20 protein-coding genes are annotated in these 22,886 nt (G+C 74.3%); 14 read left to right on the top strand and 6 right to left on the bottom strand.

What is annotated here, in order from left to right; genetic code table 11:
• On the top strand, window positions 1-206 hold a 206-nt coding region (locus ABZX67_RS18975), incomplete at its 5' end, for an ATP-binding protein (protein ID WP_355361508.1).
• Between the two features lie 60 nt (window positions 207-266).
• On the opposite strand, the gene ABZX67_RS18970 is transcribed toward ABZX67_RS18975, so the two are convergent.
• The 4 genes from ABZX67_RS18970 to ABZX67_RS18955 form a co-directional block, all read right to left on the bottom strand.
• Entirely contained in the window at window positions 267-1,886 is a 1,620-nt protein-coding gene (locus ABZX67_RS18970; RefSeq protein WP_355361534.1) for an adenosine deaminase, read from the bottom strand.
• 124 nt (window positions 1,887-2,010) lie between these two features.
• Window positions 2,011-2,808, bottom strand: a complete 798-nt coding sequence (locus ABZX67_RS18965; RefSeq protein ID WP_355361506.1) for a VOC family protein — start codon at window positions 2,806-2,808, stop codon at window positions 2,011-2,013.
• 151 nt (window positions 2,809-2,959) lie between these two features.
• Window positions 2,960-4,600: a phosphoglucomutase (alpha-D-glucose-1,6-bisphosphate-dependent) gene (gene pgm, locus ABZX67_RS18960; RefSeq protein WP_355361504.1), complete on the bottom strand. Its 1,641-nt coding sequence runs from the start codon at window positions 4,598-4,600 to the stop codon at window positions 2,960-2,962.
• A gap of 228 nt (window positions 4,601-4,828) precedes the next feature.
• Window positions 4,829-5,569 carry a protein phosphatase 2C domain-containing protein gene (locus ABZX67_RS18955; protein WP_355361502.1) on the bottom strand — a complete coding sequence of 247 codons (741 nt, stop codon included), beginning with the start codon at window positions 5,567-5,569 and terminating at the stop codon, window positions 4,829-4,831.
• A gap of 76 nt (window positions 5,570-5,645) precedes the next feature.
• Between ABZX67_RS18955 and ABZX67_RS18950 the strand changes: the two genes are divergently transcribed.
• The gene (locus tag ABZX67_RS18950; protein WP_355361500.1) at window positions 5,646-6,695 is read left to right on the top strand and encodes a M28 family peptidase; all 1,050 of its coding nucleotides are present in this window, start codon (window positions 5,646-5,648) and stop codon (window positions 6,693-6,695) included.
• Window positions 6,696-6,845: 150 nt separating this feature from the next.
• Window positions 6,846-7,223 (top strand): transglycosylase family protein, encoded by a 378-nt coding sequence (locus ABZX67_RS18945; RefSeq protein WP_355361498.1) that lies wholly within the window; start codon window positions 6,846-6,848, stop codon window positions 7,221-7,223.
• Between the two features lie 54 nt (window positions 7,224-7,277).
• On the opposite strand, the gene ABZX67_RS18940 is transcribed toward ABZX67_RS18945, so the two are convergent.
• Together ABZX67_RS18940 and ABZX67_RS18935 are read right to left on the bottom strand one after the other, a co-directional pair.
• Entirely contained in the window at window positions 7,278-10,001 is a 2,724-nt protein-coding gene (locus tag ABZX67_RS18940) for a SpoIIE family protein phosphatase (RefSeq protein WP_355361496.1), read from the bottom strand.
• A 97-nt stretch (window positions 10,002-10,098) separates the two neighbouring features.
• Entirely contained in the window at window positions 10,099-11,070 is a 972-nt protein-coding gene (locus tag ABZX67_RS18935) for an acetylxylan esterase (RefSeq protein ID WP_355361494.1), read from the bottom strand.
• 148 nt (window positions 11,071-11,218) lie between these two features.
• On the opposite strand from ABZX67_RS18935, the gene ABZX67_RS18930 reads away from it, so the two are divergent.
• From ABZX67_RS18930 to ABZX67_RS18880, 11 genes are all read left to right on the top strand, one after another.
• Complete coding sequence (locus ABZX67_RS18930) at window positions 11,219-12,535, top strand: alpha/beta fold hydrolase (RefSeq protein WP_355361492.1); 1,317 nt, start codon at window positions 11,219-11,221, stop codon at window positions 12,533-12,535.
• A 41-nt stretch (window positions 12,536-12,576) separates the two neighbouring features.
• The gene (locus ABZX67_RS18925; protein ID WP_355361490.1) at window positions 12,577-13,332 is read left to right on the top strand and encodes a PIG-L deacetylase family protein; all 756 of its coding nucleotides are present in this window, start codon (window positions 12,577-12,579) and stop codon (window positions 13,330-13,332) included.
• A gap of 119 nt (window positions 13,333-13,451) precedes the next feature.
• Window positions 13,452-14,429 (top strand): NADPH:quinone oxidoreductase family protein, encoded by a 978-nt coding sequence (locus ABZX67_RS18920; protein ID WP_355361488.1) that lies wholly within the window; start codon window positions 13,452-13,454, stop codon window positions 14,427-14,429.
• 2 nt (window positions 14,430-14,431) lie between these two features.
• Window positions 14,432-15,619, top strand: coding sequence for an acyl-CoA dehydrogenase family protein (locus tag ABZX67_RS18915; RefSeq protein ID WP_355361532.1), 1,188 nt, complete (start codon window positions 14,432-14,434; stop codon window positions 15,617-15,619).
• Window positions 15,616-16,713: an acyl-CoA dehydrogenase family protein gene (locus ABZX67_RS18910; RefSeq protein ID WP_355361486.1), complete on the top strand. Its 1,098-nt coding sequence runs from the start codon at window positions 15,616-15,618 to the stop codon at window positions 16,711-16,713. The genes ABZX67_RS18915 and ABZX67_RS18910 overlap by 4 nt, the downstream gene beginning before the upstream one ends.
• A 99-nt stretch (window positions 16,714-16,812) precedes the next feature.
• Window positions 16,813-18,417 carry an ABC transporter substrate-binding protein gene (locus ABZX67_RS18905; protein ID WP_355361484.1) on the top strand — a complete coding sequence of 535 codons (1,605 nt, stop codon included), beginning with the start codon at window positions 16,813-16,815 and terminating at the stop codon, window positions 18,415-18,417.
• A gap of 38 nt (window positions 18,418-18,455) precedes the next feature.
• Window positions 18,456-19,421, top strand: coding sequence for an ABC transporter permease (locus tag ABZX67_RS18900; RefSeq protein ID WP_355361530.1), 966 nt, complete (start codon window positions 18,456-18,458; stop codon window positions 19,419-19,421).
• The gene (locus ABZX67_RS18895; protein WP_355361482.1) at window positions 19,414-20,280 is read left to right on the top strand and encodes an ABC transporter permease; all 867 of its coding nucleotides are present in this window, start codon (window positions 19,414-19,416) and stop codon (window positions 20,278-20,280) included. The genes ABZX67_RS18900 and ABZX67_RS18895 overlap by 8 nt, the downstream gene beginning before the upstream one ends.
• Before the next feature lie 35 nt (window positions 20,281-20,315).
• On the top strand, window positions 20,316-21,242 hold the full coding sequence (locus tag ABZX67_RS18890) for an ABC transporter ATP-binding protein (RefSeq protein ID WP_355361528.1): 927 nt from the start codon (window positions 20,316-20,318) through the stop codon (window positions 21,240-21,242).
• A complete protein-coding gene (locus tag ABZX67_RS18885; RefSeq protein ID WP_355361480.1) occupies window positions 21,235-21,897 on the top strand; it encodes an ATP-binding cassette domain-containing protein in 663 nt (220 codons plus the stop codon). Before ABZX67_RS18890 ends, ABZX67_RS18885 begins: the two co-directional genes overlap by 8 nt.
• Window positions 21,898-21,940: 43 nt before the next feature.
• Window positions 21,941-22,807, top strand: coding sequence for an ANTAR domain-containing protein (locus ABZX67_RS18880; RefSeq protein WP_355361478.1), 867 nt, complete (start codon window positions 21,941-21,943; stop codon window positions 22,805-22,807).
• Window positions 22,808-22,886 lie beyond the last annotated feature (79 nt).

Here is a 22,886-nt window from a genome sequence, read left to right as displayed (position 1 = left end):
CGCCATGCACGGCCTGCTCTGGCCCGACGAGATCCGCGCCCCCGAGGGCGTCGCCCCCGACACCCATGTCACGGTGCGGGACGCCCCCGCCGCCGCACCAGCCCGGCGGGCGGGGGCTCCTGCTCGTCCACCACCTCTCGGACCTCGTGCGGTTCCACACCGGCGACAACGGCACCACCATCCGCTTCTACCTGAGCTCTACCTGAGCGAGCGGGCCGTGATCGCCGCCGCCGGTGTCGTGGTGGCCCCCGCTGTGCCAGGGGGGTTCACGCTCCGGCGCGGAACCTCCGCTCGAAGGCGGCGAAGGCCACCTCCTGCCGCCACTGGACGGCCGCCTTCGGGCTGGCGGCCAGCAGCTCCCGGCAGGCGGCGCCGGGCGCCCGGAGACCGGACGGCTCCGGGCGGCACTCCGCGACGGGCCGGTAGCCCTCCCGGGTGGGGTTGCCCCGCCACAGGCTCCGGCCCGGCAGGAAGGCGTACTCCAAGGACGCCCGCGCCAGGTCCTTCAGCTCCGGGTAGCGCAGGCCGTAGGTGGTGGCGGCGTACTGGTACTCGTGGCTGATGTCGATGCGCGAGACACCGGGGTCGTCGGTGGACAGCACGACGGGCACGCCGTACTCGCGGTAGGTGGAGAAGGGGTGCTCCTCGCCCTTCACACCGAGGATCTGGGCGTTGCTCGTGAACGGCACCTCCACCGCCACCTCGCGGGCGGCCATCGTGCGCGCCAGGCGCTGCCAGTCGTCCTCGTGGACCAGGTCGACGCCGTGACCGATGCGCTCGGCGCCGGCGACGTTCACCGCCTCGCCGATGTGGAAGGTCAGGTGCTCCGGCTTGACCAGGCCCGGCCACAGCTCACCCGCGTGCAGGGTGAGGTGGGCCCGGGGGTAGACGCGGTGCAGATGGGCGAGCATCCGCATCTGCAGGCGGTAGTCGCGCAGGGAGCTCTCCCAGTCCTCCGGCTGGACCAGGTTGACCGCCACGAACCGCGGGTCGCGCTCCGCCAGCCGCATCCCCAGCGCCATCTGCGTGAAGACCCGCTCCGGCGCGCTGCCCCGCGACACCTGCGAGATCCAGCGGACCGTCAGCCGGCAGCCGGGAGCGGGCCGCGCGGTGCCGCAGCGCGCCGCCGCACGGAACTCGCGGTCCGCGTCGTCGGCCTCCGCGCGAGCCTCGGCGACCAGCCGGTCGAGCTTCCCGCCCGCCAGCAGCTTGCCGTGCAGCCTGGCGAGGTCCGCGTCCCAGCCGACCTCCGTCGCGAGCTCCTTCGCCCCCTCGGAGGCCGGGCTCACCATCGTCTCCAGGTACGACTGGTTCTGCGCGGCCGCGGAGTCGGCGACCTCGGCCAGCAGCTTGCCGCGGTGGCGCCAGGTCACCGCGCCGAACCTCCCGAAGGTGGCGAAGAAGTGGTCGTGGCCCGGCTCCCCTTCGGGGAAGCCCTCCATGGACCACGCCCGCACCAGCGCACGGTGGAACGCGGGATCGCTCGCGGCGTCGGCGGCCGGACGCCTGCCCGGCCCGCAGGGCGGCTCCACGGCGGTCATCGTCGCCTCGTCGACGCACAGGCCGTCCTCTCCGGCGAGCCGGATCAGATACTCCGTGGAGACGGCGCCGGAGAGGTGGTTGTGCAGGTCGCCGCCCTTGGGCAGGTTCCGGAAGAACTCCCGCAGCCGGGCGGGCCGGTGGCGGATGGCCTCCAGAAGGGCGTCGACGCGCGCCTCCGCCGGGGTCACGAGGCGCGGAGGGGCGGCGTGCGAGGACGGCGCCGACGGCGCGTGCGCGCCCTGGGCGGCGGCGGGCAGCGCGGACTGCGCCGACGACAGGCTGAGCACGGCGAGGCCGGCCGCGAGGAGGGCCCGTCGGCGGCCGGTGTGGTGGCGTTGGCTGATCACCGTTGCATGATCGCCACCGGAGTGCCGGGCGTACGGCCCGTTCGGCGGTGTTCACACCGATGGCCACCCGTCCGGGTGAACGGGCCGCGGAAGGGGCGGAAGGGACGGAGGGGGTGGTGCGTCAGCTCTGCTCGACCGGCGTGAGCACCACGAAGTCCGCGCCCGCCCGGTCGACGCAGACCGCCAGCCGTCCGACGCCCTCCGCGTCCTCCGGCCCCATCTGCACGGTGCCGCCCTTCGAGGTGACCCGGGCGACCGTCTCGTCGCAGTCCTCGGACCCGAAGACGGGGTGCCAGTAGGCACGGCCACCGGTCAACGACAACTGCTCGGCCGGGAGCTGCATGAGCCCGCCGTGCATCCGCTCCTCCGGCTGGCCCGCCGGGGTGATCAGCGAGTACGTTCCGCCGCCGCCCGGCAGGTCCATGTCCTGCGTCTGCCAGCCGAACAGGCTCCCGTAGAACTCCTTGGCCGCCGTCGCGTCCGTCGTCATCAGCTCCGTCCAGCACAGGGCCCCCACCGCGTCCACGGCGTCCATGCCCTTGAACGTGCTGGGCTGCCAGACGGCGAACTGCCCTCCTTGCGGATCGGTGAACTGGGCCATCCGGCCCTCCCCGTCGGCGTCCGTGGGCGCGACCCTCACCTGGCCGGTCGACCGCCGCACCGCCTCGGTCGTGGCGTCGACGTCGTCCGTAAGGAAGTAGATCATCCAGGCGGAGCGGGCCCCCTCCTCGGTGAGCGGGCCGAGGCCGGCGATCCTCTTGCCGTCCAGCGTCAGGAAGCCGAAGTCGGGCGCGTCGGCCCCCATGGGCTGGAACTCCCAGCCGAACACGGAACCGTAGAAGTCGGCCGCCGCCGCGACGTCGGGTGCGCCGAGGTCGATCCAGCAGGGAGAGCCCTGGACGAAGTCAGTGGTGATCACGGTGATTCCTCGCGTCGCTGGTGCGGCGTACCGCGGCGTACCGCCTACCGCAGGCTTACCGCAGCAGCGTGACACCGCGGACCGCCCCGCGCCCGCCGGAAGGGGGCGAACCGGTGACGCGGGGCGGCCGGTTGCCGGGGAGGGCGTGGTGTCAGCCGCTCAGGGCCGCCGATACGACGGCCTGGGCCTCCTCCTGCACCCGCGCCAGGTGCTCGGGGCCCTGGAACGACTCGGCGTACACCTTGTAGACGTCCTCGGTGCCCGAAGGGCGGGCGGCGAACCACGCGTTGGCGGTGCACACCTTGATGCCGCCGATGGGCGCGCCGTTGCCGGGCGCCTCGGTGAGGACGGCGGTGATCGGCTCGCCGGCGAGGGTGTCGGCGGTCACCTGGGCGGGGGAGAGGCGGCTCAGCGCGGCCTTCTCCTCGCGGGTGGCGGGCGCGTCGACGCGGGCGTACGCCGGTTCGCCGAAGCGGGCGGTCAGCGCGGCGTACCGCTCGCTGGGCGTGCGGCCCGTCACCGCCAGCATCTCGGAGGCGAGCAGCGCCAGCACGATGCCGTCCTTGTCGGTGGTCCACACCGAGCCGTCGCGGCGCAGGAACGACGCCCCGGCCGACTCCTCCCCGCCGAAGCCCAGCGAGCCGTCGGCCAGCCCCTCCACGAACCACTTGAAACCGACGGGCACCTCGACCAGTTCGCGTCCGAGGTCGGCGGCGACGCGGTCGATCATGCCGGAGGACACCAGGGTCTTGCCGACCCGCGCGCTCGCCGGCCACTGCTCGCGGTGGCGGAAGAGGTGGTCGATCGCCGCGGCCAGGTAGTGGTTGGGGTTCATCAGCCCGCCGTCCGGCGTCACGATGCCGTGGCGGTCGGCGTCCGCGTCGTTGCCGGTGGCGATGGCGAAGCGGTCGCGGCCCTCGATCAGCGAGGCCATGGCGTACGGCGACGAGCAGTCCATCCGGATCTTCCCGTCCCAGTCCAGCGTCATGAAGCGCCACGTCGGGTCCGTGTGCGGGTTCACCACCGTCAGGTCGAGCCGGTGCTCCTCGGCGATCCGCCCCCAGTACGCCACCGACGCCCCGCCCAGCGGATCGGCGCCGATCCGTACGCCCGCCGCGCGTACGGCGTCCAGGTCCAGGACGGAGGGCAGGTCGCGCACGTACGCGCCGAGGAAGTCGTACCGGCCCGTCGTGGGTGCCGCCAGCGCGCGGGCGTAGGGCAGCCGGCGCACCTCCTTCAGCCCGCCCGTGATGATCTCGTTGGCCCGCTCCTGGATCCAGCCGGTCGCCTCGGAGCCGGCCGGGCCGCCGCTCGGCGGGTTGTACTTGAACCCGCCGTCCGCCGGGGGGTTGTGCGAGGGGGTGACCACCACGCCGTCGGCCAGGCCGGAGGCGCGCCCGCGGTTGTGGGTGAGGATGGCGTGCGACACCGCGGGCGTCGGCGTGTAGCCGTCGCCCGCGTCGATGAGCACGGTCACGCCGTTGGCCGCGAACACCTCGACGGCCGTCACCCGCGCGGGCTCCGACAGGGCGTGGGTGTCCGCCCCCAGGAACAGCGGCCCGTCGGTGCCCTGCCGGGCCCGGTACTCGCAGATCGCCTGGCTCGTCGCCGCGATGTGGTCCTCGTTGAACGCCGCCGCGAGGGACGACCCGCGGTGCCCCGACGTGCCGAAGGCCACCCGCTGGCCCGCCTCCGCCGGATCGGGGTGCACGGTGTAGTACGCGGTCACCAGCCGGGCCACATCGACGAGGTCCTCCGGCCGCGCCTGCTGTCCCGCGCGCTCGTTCGGCATCTGTCCACTCCTCCGTATCGGTCCCGTGTGAGCAGTACACGGACCATGATCGCCTGTCTGTCGTCTCCGGGGCAGGTGCCCCTCCGTACGGACGTTCCCCCCGGACGGTGCCATCAGGCGTGCCGGGCGGGCACACGGGCGCGTCCATCACGGGACGATTCCGGGAAGTCCGCCGCTCGCCGGCCCCGACCGCCCGCGACGAACGCGTCGCGGGCGCGGCCGGCCGGGTCAGGCGCCGATGCGGAGGAGGGCGAGGGTGATGTTGTCGGGGCCGCCCGCGTCGATCGCGGCCTTCCAGAGTTCGAAGGCGGCCCGGCCGTCGTCGTACACGCGCAGCAGGGAGGCGAGGTCGTCGTCCGGTACGGGGTCGGTCAGGCCGTCGCTGCAGATGAGGAGGCGGTCGCCGGCGGAGTGGGCGGAGGCCGTCACGTGCGGGGTGACGGCGGTGAAGGCGAGGCCGCCGCCGAGTGTCTGGGTGACGGCCGACGTGGTGCGCCGCCCGGGTGGCGGGGGCGGGCTGTCGTCGGTGCTGAGTTGGCGCAGACCGTCATCGGACACGGCGTACACCTTGCTGTCGCCGACGTTGAACACCAGCAGCGACTCCGCCAGCACCACGGCGCCCGCCACCGTGGTGCCCATGGTCAGCAGCTCCGGATCGGCGTCCGCCGCCGCGTACACCGCGCGGTTGCAGTGGGCCACCGCGTCGCGGACGGCGTCCTCGCCGTCCAGCGCGGGGCCGAGCGCGGAGAGGCGGCGCACCACCAGGGCGCTCGCGACCTCGCCGGCCGGCTGGCCGCCGAGGCCGTCGGCGACCGCGACGACGAGCGGCGTGCCCAGCGGGAAGACCAGGGTCTGGGGGCTCTCCGTCACCGTGCCGCAGAGCGTCCACGGCCCGACGGCCAGGCTGTCCTCGTTGTGCTCCCGGACCAGCCCGACGTGGCTCAAGGCGGTCACCGCCGCGTACGCCACCGGGATCGCCCTCCCTTCCCTCGCCCTCGCTTCCCCTCCCATTGTGGCGCCGCGCGAAGGGGAGCACCGTGGTGCCATGAGCGGTGCCTTCGCGGCCGCGGACGTGGCCGGGCTCGTACGGGAGCTCGGCGCACGGGCGGACCCGGCGCGCCTGCGGCGCGATGTGGAGTTCCTCGCCGAGGGGCCGCGCAGCCGGACCCGCGCGCCCGAGACCATGCGGCGGGCCGAGGCGTACGTGGCGCGGGAGCTCGCCGCCGCGGGCTGGCGCACCGAGCGGCAGCCGTTCGACGTACGGTGCCGCCTGGGCTCCACGGACCGCCGGGGCCACCAGGCGCTCCCGCTCGAGTTCCGGCTGCACCGGCGGCTGGCCGGCGCCAACCTGCTGGCCCGCCTGCCGGGCGCCCCGAGCCGGGGGACCGTGGTCGTCGGCGCCCACCTGGACACCGTCGAGGCGAGCCCGGGTGCCGACGACAACGCCTCCGGCGTCGCCGCGCTGCTGGAGGCCGCCCGGCTCCTCGCCGGACTGCCGCAGCCGCCCCCGGTCACGCTCGCCGTCCTCGACATGGAGGAGCTCGGACTGATCGGCGCCCGGTACGCGGCCCGGAGGCTGCGGCGCGGCCGGCGGGCCGTGGGCATGATCTGCCTGGAGTCGGTCGGGTTCTTCACGGACGAGCCCGGAAGCCAGCTGATGCCGCTGGGCTTCGAGGCGGCGTTCCCCGGCGTGGCCGCCGAGGTCCGCGCCGGCGGGCTGCGTGGCGACTTCACGCTCGTGGTGCACCGCCGCGCGACGGACGCGGCCGCCCGGCTGTGGCGCCGGGCGGCCGGCGCCGCGCGGCCGCCGCTGGCCTGCGTCACCCTGCGCGATCCACGGCCGCTCGGCCCGCTGGGCGCGCTCGCCGGGCTCGTGGTGCCCCCGCTGGCCCACCTCGACCGCAGCGACCACGCGGCCTTCTGGAACGTGGGCATCCCGGCCCTGATGCTCACCGATACGGCGAACTTCCGTAACCCTCACTACCACCAGCCCACCGACACCCCGGACACCCTCGACTACCCACGCCTGGCAGCGGTCGCCGCCGCCACCGCCGCCACCGCCGTGTCCTGGCCCCGCCCCGTACGGGCACGATGACCGACGCTCCCCGAGCGCCGGGCGTCAATTGTCGATACATCGACCACAACAGCCCGATGGGCGCAACTGCGCGTGCCGCTCCGGAGACCCGGTTCTACGGTCGGAGCACCCTGCCCGGCTCGTGGCAGGTCCCCGAGGGAAAGGACGCCCATGTCCCGTCGTCGAACGAACTCAGGCCCCGTCGGCACAGCGGCCGCCGGCCGTCGCAGGTCGCTGCTGCGGACCGCGATCGCCGCGCACGCCCTGGTGCTCCTCGTTGCCGCCGCACCCGCCGCCGCTGCCCACGCGGCACCCCGCGTCGACTGGGACGCCATCGCACAGTGCGAGTCCAGCGGCAACTGGAAGGCCAACACCGGCAACGGCCACTACGGCGGCCTGCAGTTCACCCAGTCCAGCTGGGAGGCGGCGGGAGGCCGCCGGTACGCGCCCCGGGCGGATCTCGCCACCAAGAGCGAGCAGATCGCGACCGCCAAGCGGCTCGCCGCCCAGCAGGGCATGGGCGCCTGGAGCTGCGCCCACCGCGGGTAGCCCCCGCTCCGCCGGGCTCACGGCCGGCCCCCGCTCCGCCGGGCCGGCTCGCCGTCACCAGGACAGGTCGTCCATCAGCAGCTCCGCCACCGGTTGCGGCCCGCCGGTGAGGGGCTGCTCCGTCCACATCACCTTCCCCGTGGGCGTGTACCGCGTCCCCCACCGCCCCGCGAACTGCGACACCAGGTACAGCCCGCGCCCGCCCTCGTCCGTCGTCGCCGCGCGCCGCAGGTGCGGCGAGGTGCTGCTGCCGTCGGACACCTCGCAGATCAGGCTGCGCTCGCGCAGCAGCCGCACGTGGATGGGCTCGGAGCCGTACCGGATCGCGTTGGTGATCAGTTCGCTGAGCATCAGCTCCGTGGTGAACCCGATGTCGCCCAGGCCCCACGCCTCCAGCTGGCGGCCGCACGCGGCGCGCACGGGCGCGACGGCCGCGGGGTCGGCGGGCACGTCCCAGTCCGCCACCCGGTCGGGGGCCAGCAGCCGCGTGCGCGCCACCAGCAGCGCGATGTCGTCCCTGCGGTGCGGGGGCAGCATCGCGCTGAAGACGGCCTGGCAGGTCTCCTCCGCCGTCCGGTCCGCCCGGTGCCCGGCCAGGGTGTCGCACAGCAGGCGCAGACCGGTGTCGACGTCGCGGTGGCGGTGCTCGATGAGGCCGTCGGTGTACAGCACCAGCCGACTGCCCTCCGGCAGGCGCATCTCGGCCGTCTCGAACGGCCCGCCGCCCAGGCCCAGCGGCGGGAAGACCGGCACCCGGGGGAAGTCGACCGTCCCGTCCGGCATGACCAGCGCCGGGGCGAAGTGCCCGGCCGTCGCCACGGAGCAGCGACCGGCAACCGGGTCGTAGATGGCGTACAGGCAGGTGGCGCCCGTGATGCCGTCGCCGCCGCCGTCGCCCGCCTCCTCCTCGTCGATCCGGGAGACCAGCTCGTCCAGATGGCCCAGCAGCTCGTCCGGCGGCAGGTCGAGGGCCGAGAAGTTGTGCACGGCCGTACGCAGCCGGCCCATGGTGGCGGCGGCGTGCAGGCCGTGCCCCACCACATCGCCGACCACCAGCGCGACCCGCGCGCCCGGCAGCGGGATCACGTCGAACCAGTCGCCGCCCACCCCGGCCTGCGCCGGCAGGTAGCGGTACGCGACCTCCAGCGCCTCCTGTTCGGGCAGCACCCGGGGCAGCAGGCTCCGCTGGAGTGTGACGGCCATGGTGTGCTCACGGGTGAAGCGGCGGGCGTTGTCGATCGCGACGGCGGCGCGGGCGGCGAGCTCCTCGGCGAAGGCGAGGTCCTCCTCCTCGAACCGCTCGGGCCGCTCCGAACGCCAGAAGTTGGCCATGCCCATCACCACGCCCCGCGCCTGCAGCGGCACCGCGATCAGCGAGTGGATGCCGTACGCCAGCGCCACGTCGGCCCCTTCGGGGTCCTGGGCCCGCCAGCCGTGCGCCACCCGCAGATCCGCCTCCAGCACCGCGTGCCCGGTCGCCAGCGCGGCCGCCATCGGCGTCGTCGGCACGTCGAACCTGATCAGGTCGCCCACCGGCTGCAGCGGCGGGTCCTCGCGGATGCCGCTCACGGCCGCGCGCCGCATCTCGGTGTGCTCCTCGGTCGGCTCCTCGCCGCGCAGCACCGGGTCCAGCAGCTCCACCGTGACGAAGTCCGCGAACCGCGGGACCGCCACCTCCGACAGCTCCTCCGCGGTCCGCCGCACGTCCAGCGTGGTGCCGATCCGCACCCCCGCCTCGTACAGCAGCTTCAACCGCTCCCGGGCCACCTCCGCCGTGCCCGACAGCGCGCGCAGCTCGGTGGTGTCGCGGAGCGTCGCGACCGTGCCGGAGGCGCCGCCGTACGGGGCGGTGGGGCGGGTGTTCACGGCCAGCAGCCGGTCGGCGGCGAGGTGCACCTCGTCGGTGACGGTACGGCCGGAGGCCAGCAGCTCCGCGATGTCCTCGTCCAGGCCCAGCTCGGTGACGCGGCGCCCCTCGGCCGCCGCGGGCAGTTCGAGCAGCCTGCGCGCCTCGTCGTTGGCGAGCGTCAGGCGGCCGTCGCCGCCGATCAGGATCACGCCCTCGCGCACGGCGTGCAGGACGGCGTTGTGGTGCTCGTACATCCGGGTCATCTCGGTGGGGCCGAGGCCGTGCGTCTGGCGGCTCAGCCGCCGGCTCACCAGCGCGGAGCTGCCGACGGCCAGGGCCAGCGCGGCGGCCGCGGAGACGAGCAGCGCCGGCAGGTGGCGGTTGACGGCCGCCCCGACGTTCTCGATCTCCACCCCGGCGCTCACCAGACCGACGATGTCGCCGTCCGCGTCCTCGACGGGGACGACAGCCCGCGCCGCGTCGTTCGGGGCACCCTCGAAGATCTCCGCGAAGGGCGTGCCCCCGGCGGCCCGCTCGATCCCCTCGGCACGCGTGCCGACCAGCGACGGATCGGTGTCGACGAGGCGCGTGCCGTCCGGCGTCATCACCACGAAGAAGTCCACGCCCGCGCCTCGCCTCGCCTCCTCGGCGTGGGCCCGCAGGGCGGCCCCCGGGTCCGGCGACGTCAGCGCCCGCGCCGTACCCGGCGCGTCCGCGAAGGACTCGGCGGCGGCCAGCGACCGGCTCTTCGCCTCCTGCTCGCCGTCGCGCCGCTCCTGGAACGCCAGTGCGACCACCGCGGCGACGATCAGCAGCACCGCGACGACGACCTGGAGCAGCAGCACCTGCCCGGCCACGCTGCGGGCCCGCAGCAGGGAACGGAGCCGGGCGCCCGACATGCGCCTGGGTCGTCCGAGACGTCCGTTCATGTCCCATTTCTAGCACCGGTTCCCCGGGGGCAGCGACCGCGTGCGGCGCCGTCCGGCGGTGGTCGGGCCCGTCCGGCGGTGGTCAGGCGTCAGGCGGTCAGGCCGTCAGCTTGCCCGGCAGCCAGCGCAGCTGGACCGCCTGCTGGAAGACGCCCCCGCCCTCGTGGTCGTTGAAGTCGTACACCTCGATGGCCTTGTCCTCGTGCGCGTACGCGTTGAACGCCGCGAACACCGTCGACGGCGGGCACGTCAGGTCCTCCAGCGCGGTGGAGAACAGCGCCGGCGCCGTGCCGCGCGCCGCGAAGTGCACCCCGTCGAAGTACGCCAGCGTCCCCGCCACCCGCTCCGCGCGGCCGCGGTGCGCCTTGAGGTACGCGGCCACCTCCCGGTACGGGTTGCGGTCGGTGATGGTCGTGGCCCGGGGGAAGTCGCACAGGAACGGCACGTCCGGCGCGATCGCCGCCAGGTCCGGGACCAGGCCCGCGACGGCCAGCGTGATCCCGCCGCCCTGGCTCTCCCCGGTGACCGCGGTACGCGCCGCGTCCGCCAGCGGGTGCGACCGGGCCGCCTCCACGGCGCGTACGGCGTCCGTGAACACGCGCCGGTAGAAGAAGGCGTACGGGTCCTCGATGCCGCGGGTGAGGAAGCCCGGGTACGAGGGCGCGCTGCCCACGGGGTCGGGCGTGTCACCGACGGCCCACCCGCTGCCCTGGCCCCGCGTGTCCATCACGAAGTGCGCGAACCCGGCCGACGCCCACAGCAGGTGCGCGTGCGGCAGGCCCCGCCCGCCGCCGTAGCCGAGGAACTCCACCACCACCGGCAGCGGTTCTCGCGCGCCGGCCGGTATGACGAACCAGCCCTTGACCGGGTGGCCGCCGAAGCCGGCGAAGGTGACGTCGTACACCTCTACCGTCGCCAGGTGCGCCTCGACCCGTTCGAAGCGCGCGTCGAGGGCGTGGGAGCGGGCCTCGTCGAGGGTCTTCGCCCAGAAGGCGTCGAAGTCCTCCGGCTCGGGCGAGGCGCTGCGGTAGGCGCGGAGTTCGTCGAGGGGCAGGTCGAATCGGGACATGCGGCGGCTCCACCTGGGATGCGGGGGATACGGTCGTGATCACCGTACGGGGGCGGTGGCCGCGAGCAGAAGCCCCTGGTCACCGGCGGTTTTCCGCCTGTGGTGGACTGTGCGGCGCACCGAACAGCGAAAGGCGACAGGAGCCGCGTTGACCAGCCACCGCTACCGCCAGCCAGGGGTCGTCCTCACCGACCACCGCTTCACCGTCCCCCTCGACCACGGCGACCCGTCGGGCGCGCACATCGAGCTGTACGCCCGCGAAGTCGTGGCCTCCGGGATGGTGGGCGCCGACCTGCCCTGGCTCGTCTATCTGGAGGGCGGGCCCGGCTTCGGCGCCCGCCGCTTCGTCGGCACCCAGGCGTGGCTCGGCCGCGCCGTCCAGGAGTTCCGGGTGCTGCTCCTCGACCAGCGCGGCACCGGCCGCTCCACCCCCGCCAACCGGCAGACCCTGCCCCTGCACGGCGGTCCGGCCGCCCAGGCGGACCACCTGGCGCACTACCGCGCCGACTCCATCGTGCGGGACTGCGAACTGATCCGGCACCGGCTGACGGGCGGCGCCCCCTGGACCGTGCTCGGCCAGAGCTTCGGCGGCTTCTGCGCCACGCACTACCTGTCCGCCGCCCCCGAAGGCCTGCGGACCGTCCTCATCACCGGCGGCCTGCCCTCGCTGGACGCCCGCGCCGACGACGTCTACCGCGCCGCCTACCCGCGCATGCGGCGCAAGGCCGAGGCCCACTACGCCCGCTATCCGCAGGACGTCGTACGCGCCCGCCGGATCGCCGCCCATCTCGCCGAGCACCGCACGGTGCTGCCCGGCGGCCATGTGCTGACCCCGGAGGCCTTCCAGTCGCTGGGCATCCTGCTCGGCAGCGGGGACGGCAGCCACCGCCTCCACTACCTGCTGGAGAACGCCTTCGTCCGCGGCGCCGGCGGCCCGGTCCTGTCCGACGCCTTCCAGGAGGAGGTGCGGGCGGCGCTGTCGTTCGCGGCACACCCGCTGTACGCCCTGCTGCACGAGGCCATCTACGCCCAGGGGCCCGCGCGCGGCCAGGGCCCCACGGCGTGGGCGGCCGAGCGGGTGCGCGGCGAGTTCCCGGAGTTCGACGCCGCCGAGGCCCTGGCGGGCGACGGGCCGCTGCTCTTCACCGGGGAGACCATCCACCCCTGGCACTTCGACACCGACCCCGCCCTGCGGCCCCTGCGCGAGACCGCGGAGCTGCTCGCCGCCCGCGCGGACTGGACGCCGCTGTACGACACCGAGCGCCTCGCCGCCACCACCGTGCCGGTCGCCGCCGCCGTGTACCACGACGACCTGTACGTCGACACCGCGCACTCGCTCGCCACCGCCCGTACGATCCCGGGCCTGCGGACCTGGGTGACCGACGAGTACGAACACGACGGGCTCCGCGCGAGCGGCCACCGCGTCCTGGACCGGCTCCTCGCCCTGGCGCGGGGCGAGGTCTGACGGAGCGTCGGGTCCGGTCGGCGCGGCCGTATCCTGCGGCCATGAGTGATCAAACGACCGGTCAGACCACGTCGCGGCTCCAGCCGATGCCCGAGGACTGGCAGCGCGCCCTCGCCGTCGTCGCCCACCCCGACGACCTCGAATACGGGTGCGCCGCCGCCGTCGCCGCCTGGACCGACGCCGGGCGCGAGGTGACGTACGTGCTCGCGACGCGCGGTGAGGCGGGCATCGACACCATCGACCCCGCGACCTGCGGGCCGCTGCGGGAGCGGGAGCAGCGGGCGAGCGCGGCGGTCGTCGGCGTCTCGGCGGTGGAGTTCCTCGACCACAAGGACGGGGTCGTGGAGTACGGCCTCGGGCTGCGCCGGGACATCGCCGCCGCGATCCGCCGCCACCGCCCCGAGCTCGTCATCACCCTCAACCACCGCGACACCTGGGGCGGTGTCGCCTGGAACACCCCGGACCACGTGGCCGTCGGCCGCGCCACGCTCGACGCGGCGGCCGACGCGGGCAACCGCTGGATCTTCCCCGAGCTCACCGAGCAGGGCCTCGAACCGTGGGACGGCGTGCGCTGGGTGGCGGTCGCCGGCTCCGTCAACCCCACCCACGCCGTGGACGCGACGCCCGGCATGGACCGCGCCGTGCGCTCGCTGCTGGAACACCGGGCGTACATCGAGGCGCTGACGGACCAGGACCCGGAGGAGTACTGCCGTACCTTCCTCACCGGCACCGCCCAGGCCGCCGCGGCGCGGTTCGGCGGCCGCCCGGCCGTGACCTTCGAGGTCTTCGGGCGCTGACACCGCCGGGCCCACGGTGAGCGGGCACGCCTCCGTGGGCCCACCTCTTCCCCGACCGGCAAGCGACCGCTTAGTATGCGGCCCATCGTGGTTCTGCCCGACCCCTAGTGGAGGCCCCCATGCAGGCATGGCGCGTACACCGGAACGGTGAGCCGAGCGAGGTGATGCGGCTCGAAGCGGTGGACCGGCCCACGCCCGGCGAGGGGCAGCTCCTGCTGAAGGTCCGGGCCGCGAACATCAACTTCCCGGACGCGCTGCTGTGCCGGGGCCACTACCAGGTGCGCCCGCCCCTGCCGTTCACGCCCGGCGTGGAGATCTGCGGCGAGACCGAGGACGGCCGCCGCGTGATCGCCACGCCCGCGCTGCCGTACGGCGGGCTCGCCGAGTACGCCGTCGCCGACGCGGCCGCGGTGCTGCCCGCGCCCGAGGCGCTCGACGACGCCGAGGCGGCCGCCCTGCACATCGGGTACCAGACCGGCTGGTTCGGGCTGCACCGCAGGGCCGGGCTGCGGGAGGGCGAGACGCTCCTCGTCCACGCCGCCGCGGGAGGCGTCGGCAGCGCCGCCGTACAGATCGGCAAGGCGGCCGGCGCCACCGTCATCGGCGTCGTCGGCGGCGCCGACAAGGCCGCCGTCGCGCGCGAGCTCGGCTGCGACCTCGTCATCGACCGGCGTGGCGAGGACATCGTCGCGGCCGTCAAGGAGGCCACCGGCGGCCGGGGCGCCGACGTCGTCTACGACCCGGTCGGCGGCGACGCGTACGCCAAGTCGGCCAAGTGCGTGGCGTTCGAAGGCCGGATCGTCGTCGTCGGCTTCGCGAGCGGCGACATCCCGGCCCCGGCCCTCAACCACGCCCTCGTCAAGAACTACTCGATCCTGGGCCTGCACTGGGGCCTGTACAACCAGAAGGACCCCGAGGCCGTCCGCCGCTGCCACGACACGCTCACCGAGTACGCCGCCAAGGGCCTGATCAAGCCGCTGATCAGCGACCGGGTCGCCTTCGCGGACGCGGCGGCAGCCGTCCAGCGCGTCGCCGACGGCACGACCACCGGCCGCCTGGTCGTCCTCCCGGCCGTCACGGAAGGAGCCGCCAAGTGACCGTGACCGACGCCGACGCACTGCGCCGCCGCACCCAGGAGTTGCTGGCCGCGCACCCGCCCGCCACCACCGACCGCGCCGACTTCCTCGCGGCACGCTTCGACGCCGGGCTCGCCTGGGTCCACTATCCCGTCGGCCTCGGCGGCCTCGACGCGCCCCGCTCCCTCCAGGCCGTCGTCGACGCCGAGCTGGCAGCCGCCGGAGCGCCCGACAACGACCCGCGCCGCATCGGCATCGGGCTCGGCATGGCGGCCCCGACGATCCTCGCGTACGGCACCGAGGAGCAGAAGCGCCGCTTCCTGCGGCCCCTGTGGCTGGGGGAGGAGGTCTGGTGCCAGCTGTTCAGCGAGCCCGGCGCCGGCTCCGACCTCGCCGCGCTCTCCACCCGCGCCGTCCGGGAGGGGGAGGACGGCGACTGGGTGGTCAACGGGCAGAAGGTGTGGACGTCCAGCGCCCATGTGGCCCGATGGGCGATCCTCATCGCCCGCACCGACCCCGACGTGCCCAAGCACCGAGGCATCACCTACTTCCTCTGCGACATGACCGACCCGGGCGTCGAGGTGCGGCCGCTGCGCCAGATCACCGGCGAGGCCGAGTTCAACGAGGTCTTCCTCACCGACGTCCGCATCCCCGACGCACACCGCCTCGGCGCGGTTGGCGACGGTTGGAAGGTCGCCCAGACCACGCTCAACAACGAGCGCGTCGCCATCGGCGGCGCCCGCATCCCGCGCGAGGGCGGCATGATCGCCACCGCCGCGCGGACCTGGCGCGACCGCCCCGAGCTGCGCACCCACGACCTCCACCAGCGCCTGCTCGACCTCTGGGTCGACGCCGAGGTCGCCCGGCTCACCGGCGAGCGGCTGCGCCAGCAGCTCGCCCTGGGCCAGCCCGGCCCCGAGGGCAGCGGCATGAAGCTCGCCTTCGCCCGCCTCAACCAGGAGATCAGCGGCCTGGAGGTGGAACTCCTCGGCGAGGAGGGCCTGTTGTACGGGGACTGGACCATGCGCCGCCCCGAGCTCGTCGACTTCACCGGCCGCGACGCCGGCTACCGCTACCTGCGCTCCAAGGGCAACTCCATCGAGGGCGGTACGAGCGAGGTGCTGCTCAACATCGTCGCCGAGCGCGTCCTCGGCCTGCCCGCCGAGCCGCGCACCGACAAGGACGTCGCATGGAAGGACCTGGCGCGATGACGGACCTGCTGTACACCGAGGAGGAGAACGACCTGCGGGCCGCCGTACGGTCCCTCCTCGCCGACCGCGCCGACCCGGCCGCCCTGCCCGGACGCGTCGAGGAGAGCTCGCCGTACGACCCTGCCCTCTGGCAGGCCCTCGCCGCCGACATGGGCGCGGCCGGGCTCCTCGTCCCCGAGAAGCTCGGCGGACAGGGTGCCACGCACCGCGAGGCCGCCGTCGTGCTGGAGGAGCTGGGCCGCGCGGTGGCGCCGGTGCCGTACCTCACCAGCTCGGTCGTCGCGACCGAGACGCTGCTGGCCCTCGACGCCGGGGACTCCTATGCCCGGGACCTCCTGGCGGAGCTCGCCACCGGCCGGAAGGTCGCGGTGCTCGCCGTTCCGCTCGCGGCCGGCCCCGGTGACGAGCCGGGCGCCACGGGGACGGTCTCCGCGGGGTCGGTCTCCGCGGTCGCCGACGCCGTCCGCGCCAACGTGCTGCTCGTACCGCGCCCCGACGGGCTGTACGCGGTCGACGCCGCCGAGGCCGAGGTCGTGCCGCAGACCCCGCTGGACTTGACCCGGCCCCTCGCCACCGTGACGGTCGCCGACGGAGGCAGCCGCCTCGCGGACGCCGCTGCCGCTCGGGCGGCCGTCCGCCGCGGCCTGCTCGCCGGGGCCGGCCTGCTCGCCTCCGAGCAGCTGGGCGTGGCCGAGTGGTGCCTGGAGGAGACGGTCCGGCACACCCGCGAGCGCCACCAGTTCAACCGGCCCGTCGGCTCCTTCCAGGCGCTCAAGCACCGCATGGCCAAGCTGTGGCTGGACGTCGCGGGAGCGCGGGCCGCCGCCCGGAGCGCCGCCGACGCGCTCGCCACCGGCAGCCCCGACGCGCCGCTCGCCGTGGCGGTCGCCCAGGTGTACTGCTCGCGCGTCGCGGTGCGCGCCGCCGAGGAGTGCGTCCAGCTGCACGGCGGCATCGGCATGACCTGGGAACATCCCGCGCACCTGTTCCTCAAGCGCGCGAAGGCCGACCAGATCGCCCTCGGTTCGGCGGGTCACCACAAGCGCACTCTCGCCGAGCTGGTGGATCTCCCGGCGCCGGGGGCGGCTCGGTAAGGGCCGTAGTAAGGACCGCGGTACGCGCCCACCCCTCTACATGATGTTTAATTGCGAATCGCTCGCAACAACATCCGATCTTCAAGAGGGGTGCGGACCATGACCGCCCGATCGATACGCGCCATACGCGGCACGGCCGCCGCGACGCTGGCCGGGGCCCTGGCCCTCACCGCGGCGGCCTGCTCGAACCCCACTCCGGGTGAGAAGAACCACGGCGCCGGGGACAGCGCGGTCGTCGGCATCGCGTACGAGCCCGAGACGCTCAGCCCCCTCCTCGGCTACGGCAAGGACGGCAACTCCAAGATCTTCGACGGGCTGCTCGCCTTCGACGGCGACATGCAGCTCAAGCCCGCCCTCGCGGCCGCGCTGCCCGAGGTGAGCGCCGACGGCCTGACGTACACGTACAAGCTCCGCAAGGGCGTCACCTTCAGCGACGGCAAGCCGTTCGGCGCCAAGGACGTCGTCTTCACGTACCGCACCATCCTCGACGCGAAGACCAACAACCCCTCGAAGACCGAGCTCGACGCCCTCAAGGACGTCAAGGCGGTCGGCGACGACACCGTCGTCTTCACGCTCAAGTACCCGTACGCTCCCTTCGCCCAGCGCACGGTCCTCGCCATCGCCCCCGAGCACATCGCCGCGAAGCAGGACGTCAACTCCGGCCCCTTCACCACCAAGCCCATCGGCACCGGCCCCTACATCCTCACCGGCTGGTCCAAGGGCGAGAAGCTCAGTTTCAAGGCCAACCCGCACTACTGGGGCGGTGCGCCGAAGGTGAAGAAGTTCACCATGGCGATCATCAAGGACGACGACGTCCGCGCCACCCGCCTGCGCTCCGGCGACCTCGACGGCGCCATCCTGCCGCCCAACCTCGCCAAGGGCTTCAAGAGCGACGGCGGCAAGAAGACGTACGAGGCCACGACGTACGACTACCGGACCGTGACCCTGCCCACCCACAACAAGGTCACCGGCGACACCGCGATCCGCCGCGCCCTCGACGTCGCCGTCGACCGGCAGGCCATGGTCGACAAGATCCTCGAAGGCGCCGGGAAGCCCGCCTACGGCCCGGTCCCCACCGACAGCGAGTGGTTCACCAAGGGCACCGAGCGTCCCCACGACCTGGGACGGGCGAAGAAGATCCTCGACGAGGCGGGCTGGAAGCCCGGCCCCGACGGCATCCGCGTCAAGGACGGCGTCCGCGCCGCCTTCCCGCTCTGGTACCTCTCCGGCGACAAGCTCCGCCAGGACCACGCCCTCGCGTACGCCTCCGACGCCAAGAAGGCCGGCATCGACATCACCACCCAGGCCGGTACGTGGGAGGTCATCCAGCCGCGCATGAAGCAGGACGCGGTCCTCGCGGGCGGCGGCTCGCCCGGCGACCCCGACTTCGACCAGTACCTGCTGCTGAAGTCCTCCCTCGGCGGCGACGGCTTCAACAACATGGCCTGGTACGACAACCCGGCCGTCGACAAGGCCCTGGACGACGGCCGCAAGACCAACGACAAGGCCGCCCGGAAGGCCGCGTACGACACCGTGCAGCGCGAGCTGGTGAAGAACCCCGGCTACACCTTCCTCACCCACATCGACCACGTGTACGTCCTCAACACCTTCTGGGACGGCCTGTCCACGCAGGTCGAGCCGCACGACCACGGCCTCGCCGCCGGCCCCTGGTGGAACGTCGAGGACTGGACCCCGAAGAAGTGACCGTGAAGCAGGCCGGCCGTCGCCTCCCCTGGGGGGCGATGGCCCGGATGGCGGGACGGCGGGCGCTGTTCGCCGTCCCCGTCCTCCTCGTCGTGACGTTCGGCGTCTTCGCCGTCGCCGCCGCCTCCCCCTTCGACCCCGTCAAGGCGTACGCCGGCACCGCCGGACTCACCGCCTCCCAGGAGAACCTCGACCAGCTGCGCGCCAACCTCGGCGTCGACCAGCCGCTCGTCCCGCGCTGGTGGCACTGGCTCACCGGCGCCGTCACCGGCGACCTCGGCGACTCCAGCGTCATGCGCCAGCCCGTCGCCGACGTCATCGGCGAGCGCATCGGCTGGTCCGTGCTGCTCGCCGCCACCGCCTTCGCCGTCGCCATCCTGCTCGGCACGGGCCTCGGCGTGCTGGCGGCCCGGCGCCAGGGCGGCTGGCTCGACCGGTGCGCCACCTCCGCCGCGTACACCCTGGAAGCCGCGCCCGCCTTCTGGCTCGGGCTGCTCGCCATCTGGTTCTTCGCGCTCGAACTGGGCGTCCTGCCGGCCGGCGGGCTCACCGACACCGCCAGCGACACCGTCACCTTCGGACAGGTCGCCTCCCACCTGGTGCTCCCCGCGCTCGTGCTGGGCGTCTCCCAACTGCCCTGGTTCTTCCTGTACGTGCGGCAGGGCGTCGCCGACGCGCTCGACGAGGACCCGGTGCGCGGGGCACGCGCACGCGGCCTCGGCGAGCGGACCGTGCTGCTCGGACACGCGCTGCGCTCCGGCATGCTGCCGATGCTCACCCTCATCGGCTCCCGCGTGCCCGAGCTCATCACCGGCGCGCTGCTCGTCGAGACCGTCTTCAGCTGGCCGGGCATCGCCGCCGCGACCGTCCAGGCCGCCACCTCGGTCGACTTCCCGCTGCTCGCCGCGCTCACCGTGCTCGCCACGGCGGCGGTGCTGCTCGGCAACCTCCTGTCCGACCTGCTGTACGGACTCGCCGACCCGAGGGTGGGTTTCGATGGCTGATCTCGTGTGGCGCTCCCACGGGCGCACCCGCCGCTCCACCCGGACCGTCAGGATCACCGTCTCCGCCGTGATCGTCGCGGCGGTCGTCCTCGCCGTGCTGGTCGTACCGCCGCTGGTCCGGCTCGACCAGCAGGCCGTCGACCTGTCGCTGAAGCTGCAGCCGCCCTCCTGGGCGCACCCCTTCGGCACCGACGACGTCGGCCGCGACCTGCTGCTGCGCTGCGTGTACGGGCTGCGCGTCTCGTTGCTCGTCGGGCTCGTCGCGGCGCTCGTCGCCACCGTCATCGGCACGGCCGTGGGCGCGGCCGCCGCCGCCTTCGGCGGCTGGACCGACCGGCTGCTGATGCGGCTCGTCGACACCTTCGCGTCCGTACCGCACCTGCTGCTCGGCATCTTCATCGTGGCGATGTTCCGCCCGGGCGTGTGGCCCGTCATCGTCTCCGTCGCGCTCACGCACTGGCTGTCCACCGCCCGGATCGTCCGCTCCGAGGTGCTGTCGCTGCGCTCGCGCCCGTACATCGACGCCGCCGTCTCCGGCGGCGCCTCGCGGTGGCGCGTGACCGTCCGGCACCTGCTGCCGGCCGTGCTGCCGCAGGCGGGCCTCGCCGCCGTGCTGATGGTGCCGCACGCCATGTGGCACGAGTCGGCGCTGTCTTTCCTGGGGCTCGGGCTGCCGCCCCACCAGGCGAGCCTCGGCAACCTCGTGCAGACGGCACGTGGTTCGCTGCTGGCCGGCGACTGGTGGCCGACGCTCTTCCCCGGACTGTTCCTGATCATCCCGACACTCGCCATCGCCGGCCTCGCCGGTGCCTGGCGGGAACGGCTCAACCCGCGCCGCCGATCGGAGCTGATGCTGTGAGCCCCGCTCCTCTTCCCGTCCTCTCCGTACGGGAGATGTCCGTACGCTTCCGGATGCGCGGCGGCCGCCACATCGCCGCCGTCAGCGGCGCGAGCTTCGACCTCGCGGCGGGGGAGTGCCTCACCCTCGTCGGCGAGAGCGGCTGCGGCAAGTCCGTCCTCGCCTCCGCCCTGCTCGGCCTGCTGCCGGGCAACGCCCAGACCTCCGGCACGGCGACGATCGACAGCATCGACCTCCTCGCGGCCGACGAGCGCACCCTGGCCCGCACGGTACGGGGCCGGCGCATCGGTCTCGTACCGCAGTCCCCGGCCGCGCACCTCACGCCCGTGCGCACCGTACGGGCACAGCTGGAGGAGACCCTGCGCGAACTGACCGGCACGCCCCGGGCGGACCTCCGCGCGGCGGCCGTCGCGGCGGCGAAGCGGGCCTCCTTCCCGCCGGAACTCCTGGACCACCACCCGCACGAGCTCTCCGGCGGCCAGGCCCAGCGCGCCGCCACCGCCCTCGCGCTCGTCGGAGACGCGCCGCTGCTGCTCGCCGACGAGCCGACCACCGGCCTCGACCGCGACCTGGTCGACCGCACGGTGGACGAACTGCGCCGCCACGCCGACGAGGGCCGCGCCCTGCTGATGATCACCCACGACCTGGCGGCGGCCGAGCGCATCGCCGACCGGGTCGCCGTGATGTACGCCGGCCGGATCGTGGAACTCGCCGACGCCGAGCGCTTCTTCGGCGACCCCGGCCCCCGCCACCCGTACGCGCGCGGCCTGCTCGCCGCCCTCCCCGAGCGGGACTTCACCCCCATCCCCGGCCTGCCCCCGGAGCTGGGCGCCCTGCCCGACGGCTGCGCCTTCGCCGCCCGCTGCGACCGCGCCACCGACGCCTGCGCGGCGGTGCCGCGCTTCACGGACGGCGTCGCCTGCCACCACGCCCACGTCCCCGAGGAGCCGGCCCGTGCTTGAACTCGACGCCGTCACCGCCGGGTACGACCCGCGCAGGCCCGTCTTCCGCGGCGCCTCGCTGACCCTCGCGCCCGGCGAGTCCGTCGGCCTCCTCGGCCCCAGCGGCTGCGGCAAGTCGACCCTCGCGCGGGTGGCCGCCCTGCTGCACCGTCCGGAAGCGGGCCGCGTCACCGTCGACGGCGAGCCCGTACGCGGCTGGCGCCACCGCGCGCCGCGCGAGCTGCGCACCGCGATCGGCGTCGTCTTCCAGCAGCCCCGCCTGTCCGCGGACCCCCGCCTGCGGCTGCGCGACCTGATCGCCGAGCCGCTGCGCGCGACCGGCCGCCGCGCCGAGGCGGAGAGCCGCACGGCCGAGCTGGCCCGCACGGTGGGCCTCACCGACGACCTGCTCGCCCGCCGCCCCCACGAGGTCAGCGACGGCCAGCTCCAGCGCGCCTGCCTCGCCCGCGCCCTCGTCCTGCGCCCGCGCTGGCTGATCTGCGACGAGATGACCGCGATGCTCGACGCCTCCACGACCGCCGCGCTGGTCGCCGTCGTCGAGTCGTACCGCCGTGAGCACGGCGCCGGACTCCTCGCCGTCGGCCACGACCGGGTCCTGCTGGAGCGCTGGTGCGACCGTACGACGGAGTGGGCGGACTGCGTGCGCGAAGGGTGACCACGCCAGTGTGATCCGCGAGGATCGGGGCAGGCGCGCCCCCATGACAGACACCCCCCGGCCCGGTGCGTGGGACACCGACGGCACCCTCGACGAGCTGGCGCGGCTGCGCGACCAGGTGCGGCACCTGCGCGCCCAGGCCCGCAACCGCCCCCTGATCGCCCAGGCTCAGGGCATCCTCCGCGAGCGCTACCGGCTGGCGGACGCGGAGGCCGCGTTCGCGCTGATGCAGCACGCCTCGCAGCGCTTCAACGTCAAGCTGCGCACCCTCGCCGAGGCCGTGGTGCGGCTGGAGCGGCCGGACCACGGGGCGGAGCGGTGGTTCCCGGGCCGGGCCCGGCGCCCCGCCCCGAGCCTGGACCTGCTCGCCATCGACGACGCGGCGCGCGCGAACCGCGGCGCCGTGCTCCAGGCCACGCTCTGGCAGACGCTGGCGGTCACCGCCACGGACATGGGCAACGTGCAGATCGGGGACCACACCACGGGCGGGCTGTGGCTGGAGAAGCACGCGGGGCTGAGCGAGGACTTCGTCAGCTTCTTCCAGTACGTCGGCGAGGACGGCACCGCCTGCTCGCGGGCGGCGCAGGACCTGACGCAGGTCACCGTCCGCGACGTCTCCACGGCCCCGGTGTTCACGGAGGACGCCCGCCGGGCCGTCCTCGACGCGGGCAGCCGCTCCGTGCACAGCGTGCCCCTGGTGAGCGACGGCCGTTGCGTCGGGATGGTCTCCGCCCATTTCGCACGCCCCATCCAGGAGCTCCACGCCGCCCAGCTCAAGGCCCTCGACCGGACGGGCCGCCAGGTGGGGCGCTGGCTGGACTGGTACGACCGCACGGTGGTCCTCGACGCGCTCGAGTACCTGCACGCCGTGGCCCGTCGCCCCGGTATGACGCGCGCCCGGCGCCGGTGAGAACGCCCTCGCACGCCAACGCCATGTATCGGCCAACTGCCCGTGAGGCCCGACCGGTTGAGAGGCGCGGGCCGCATAC

This window comes from Streptomyces sp. NPDC003036, from assembly GCF_040611175.1.
In the GTDB taxonomy this organism is placed as follows: domain Bacteria; phylum Actinomycetota; class Actinomycetes; order Streptomycetales; family Streptomycetaceae; genus Streptomyces.
The sequence above is the reverse complement of the archived record's forward strand: the minus strand, read 5'-3'. Positions and strand labels throughout refer to the sequence as shown.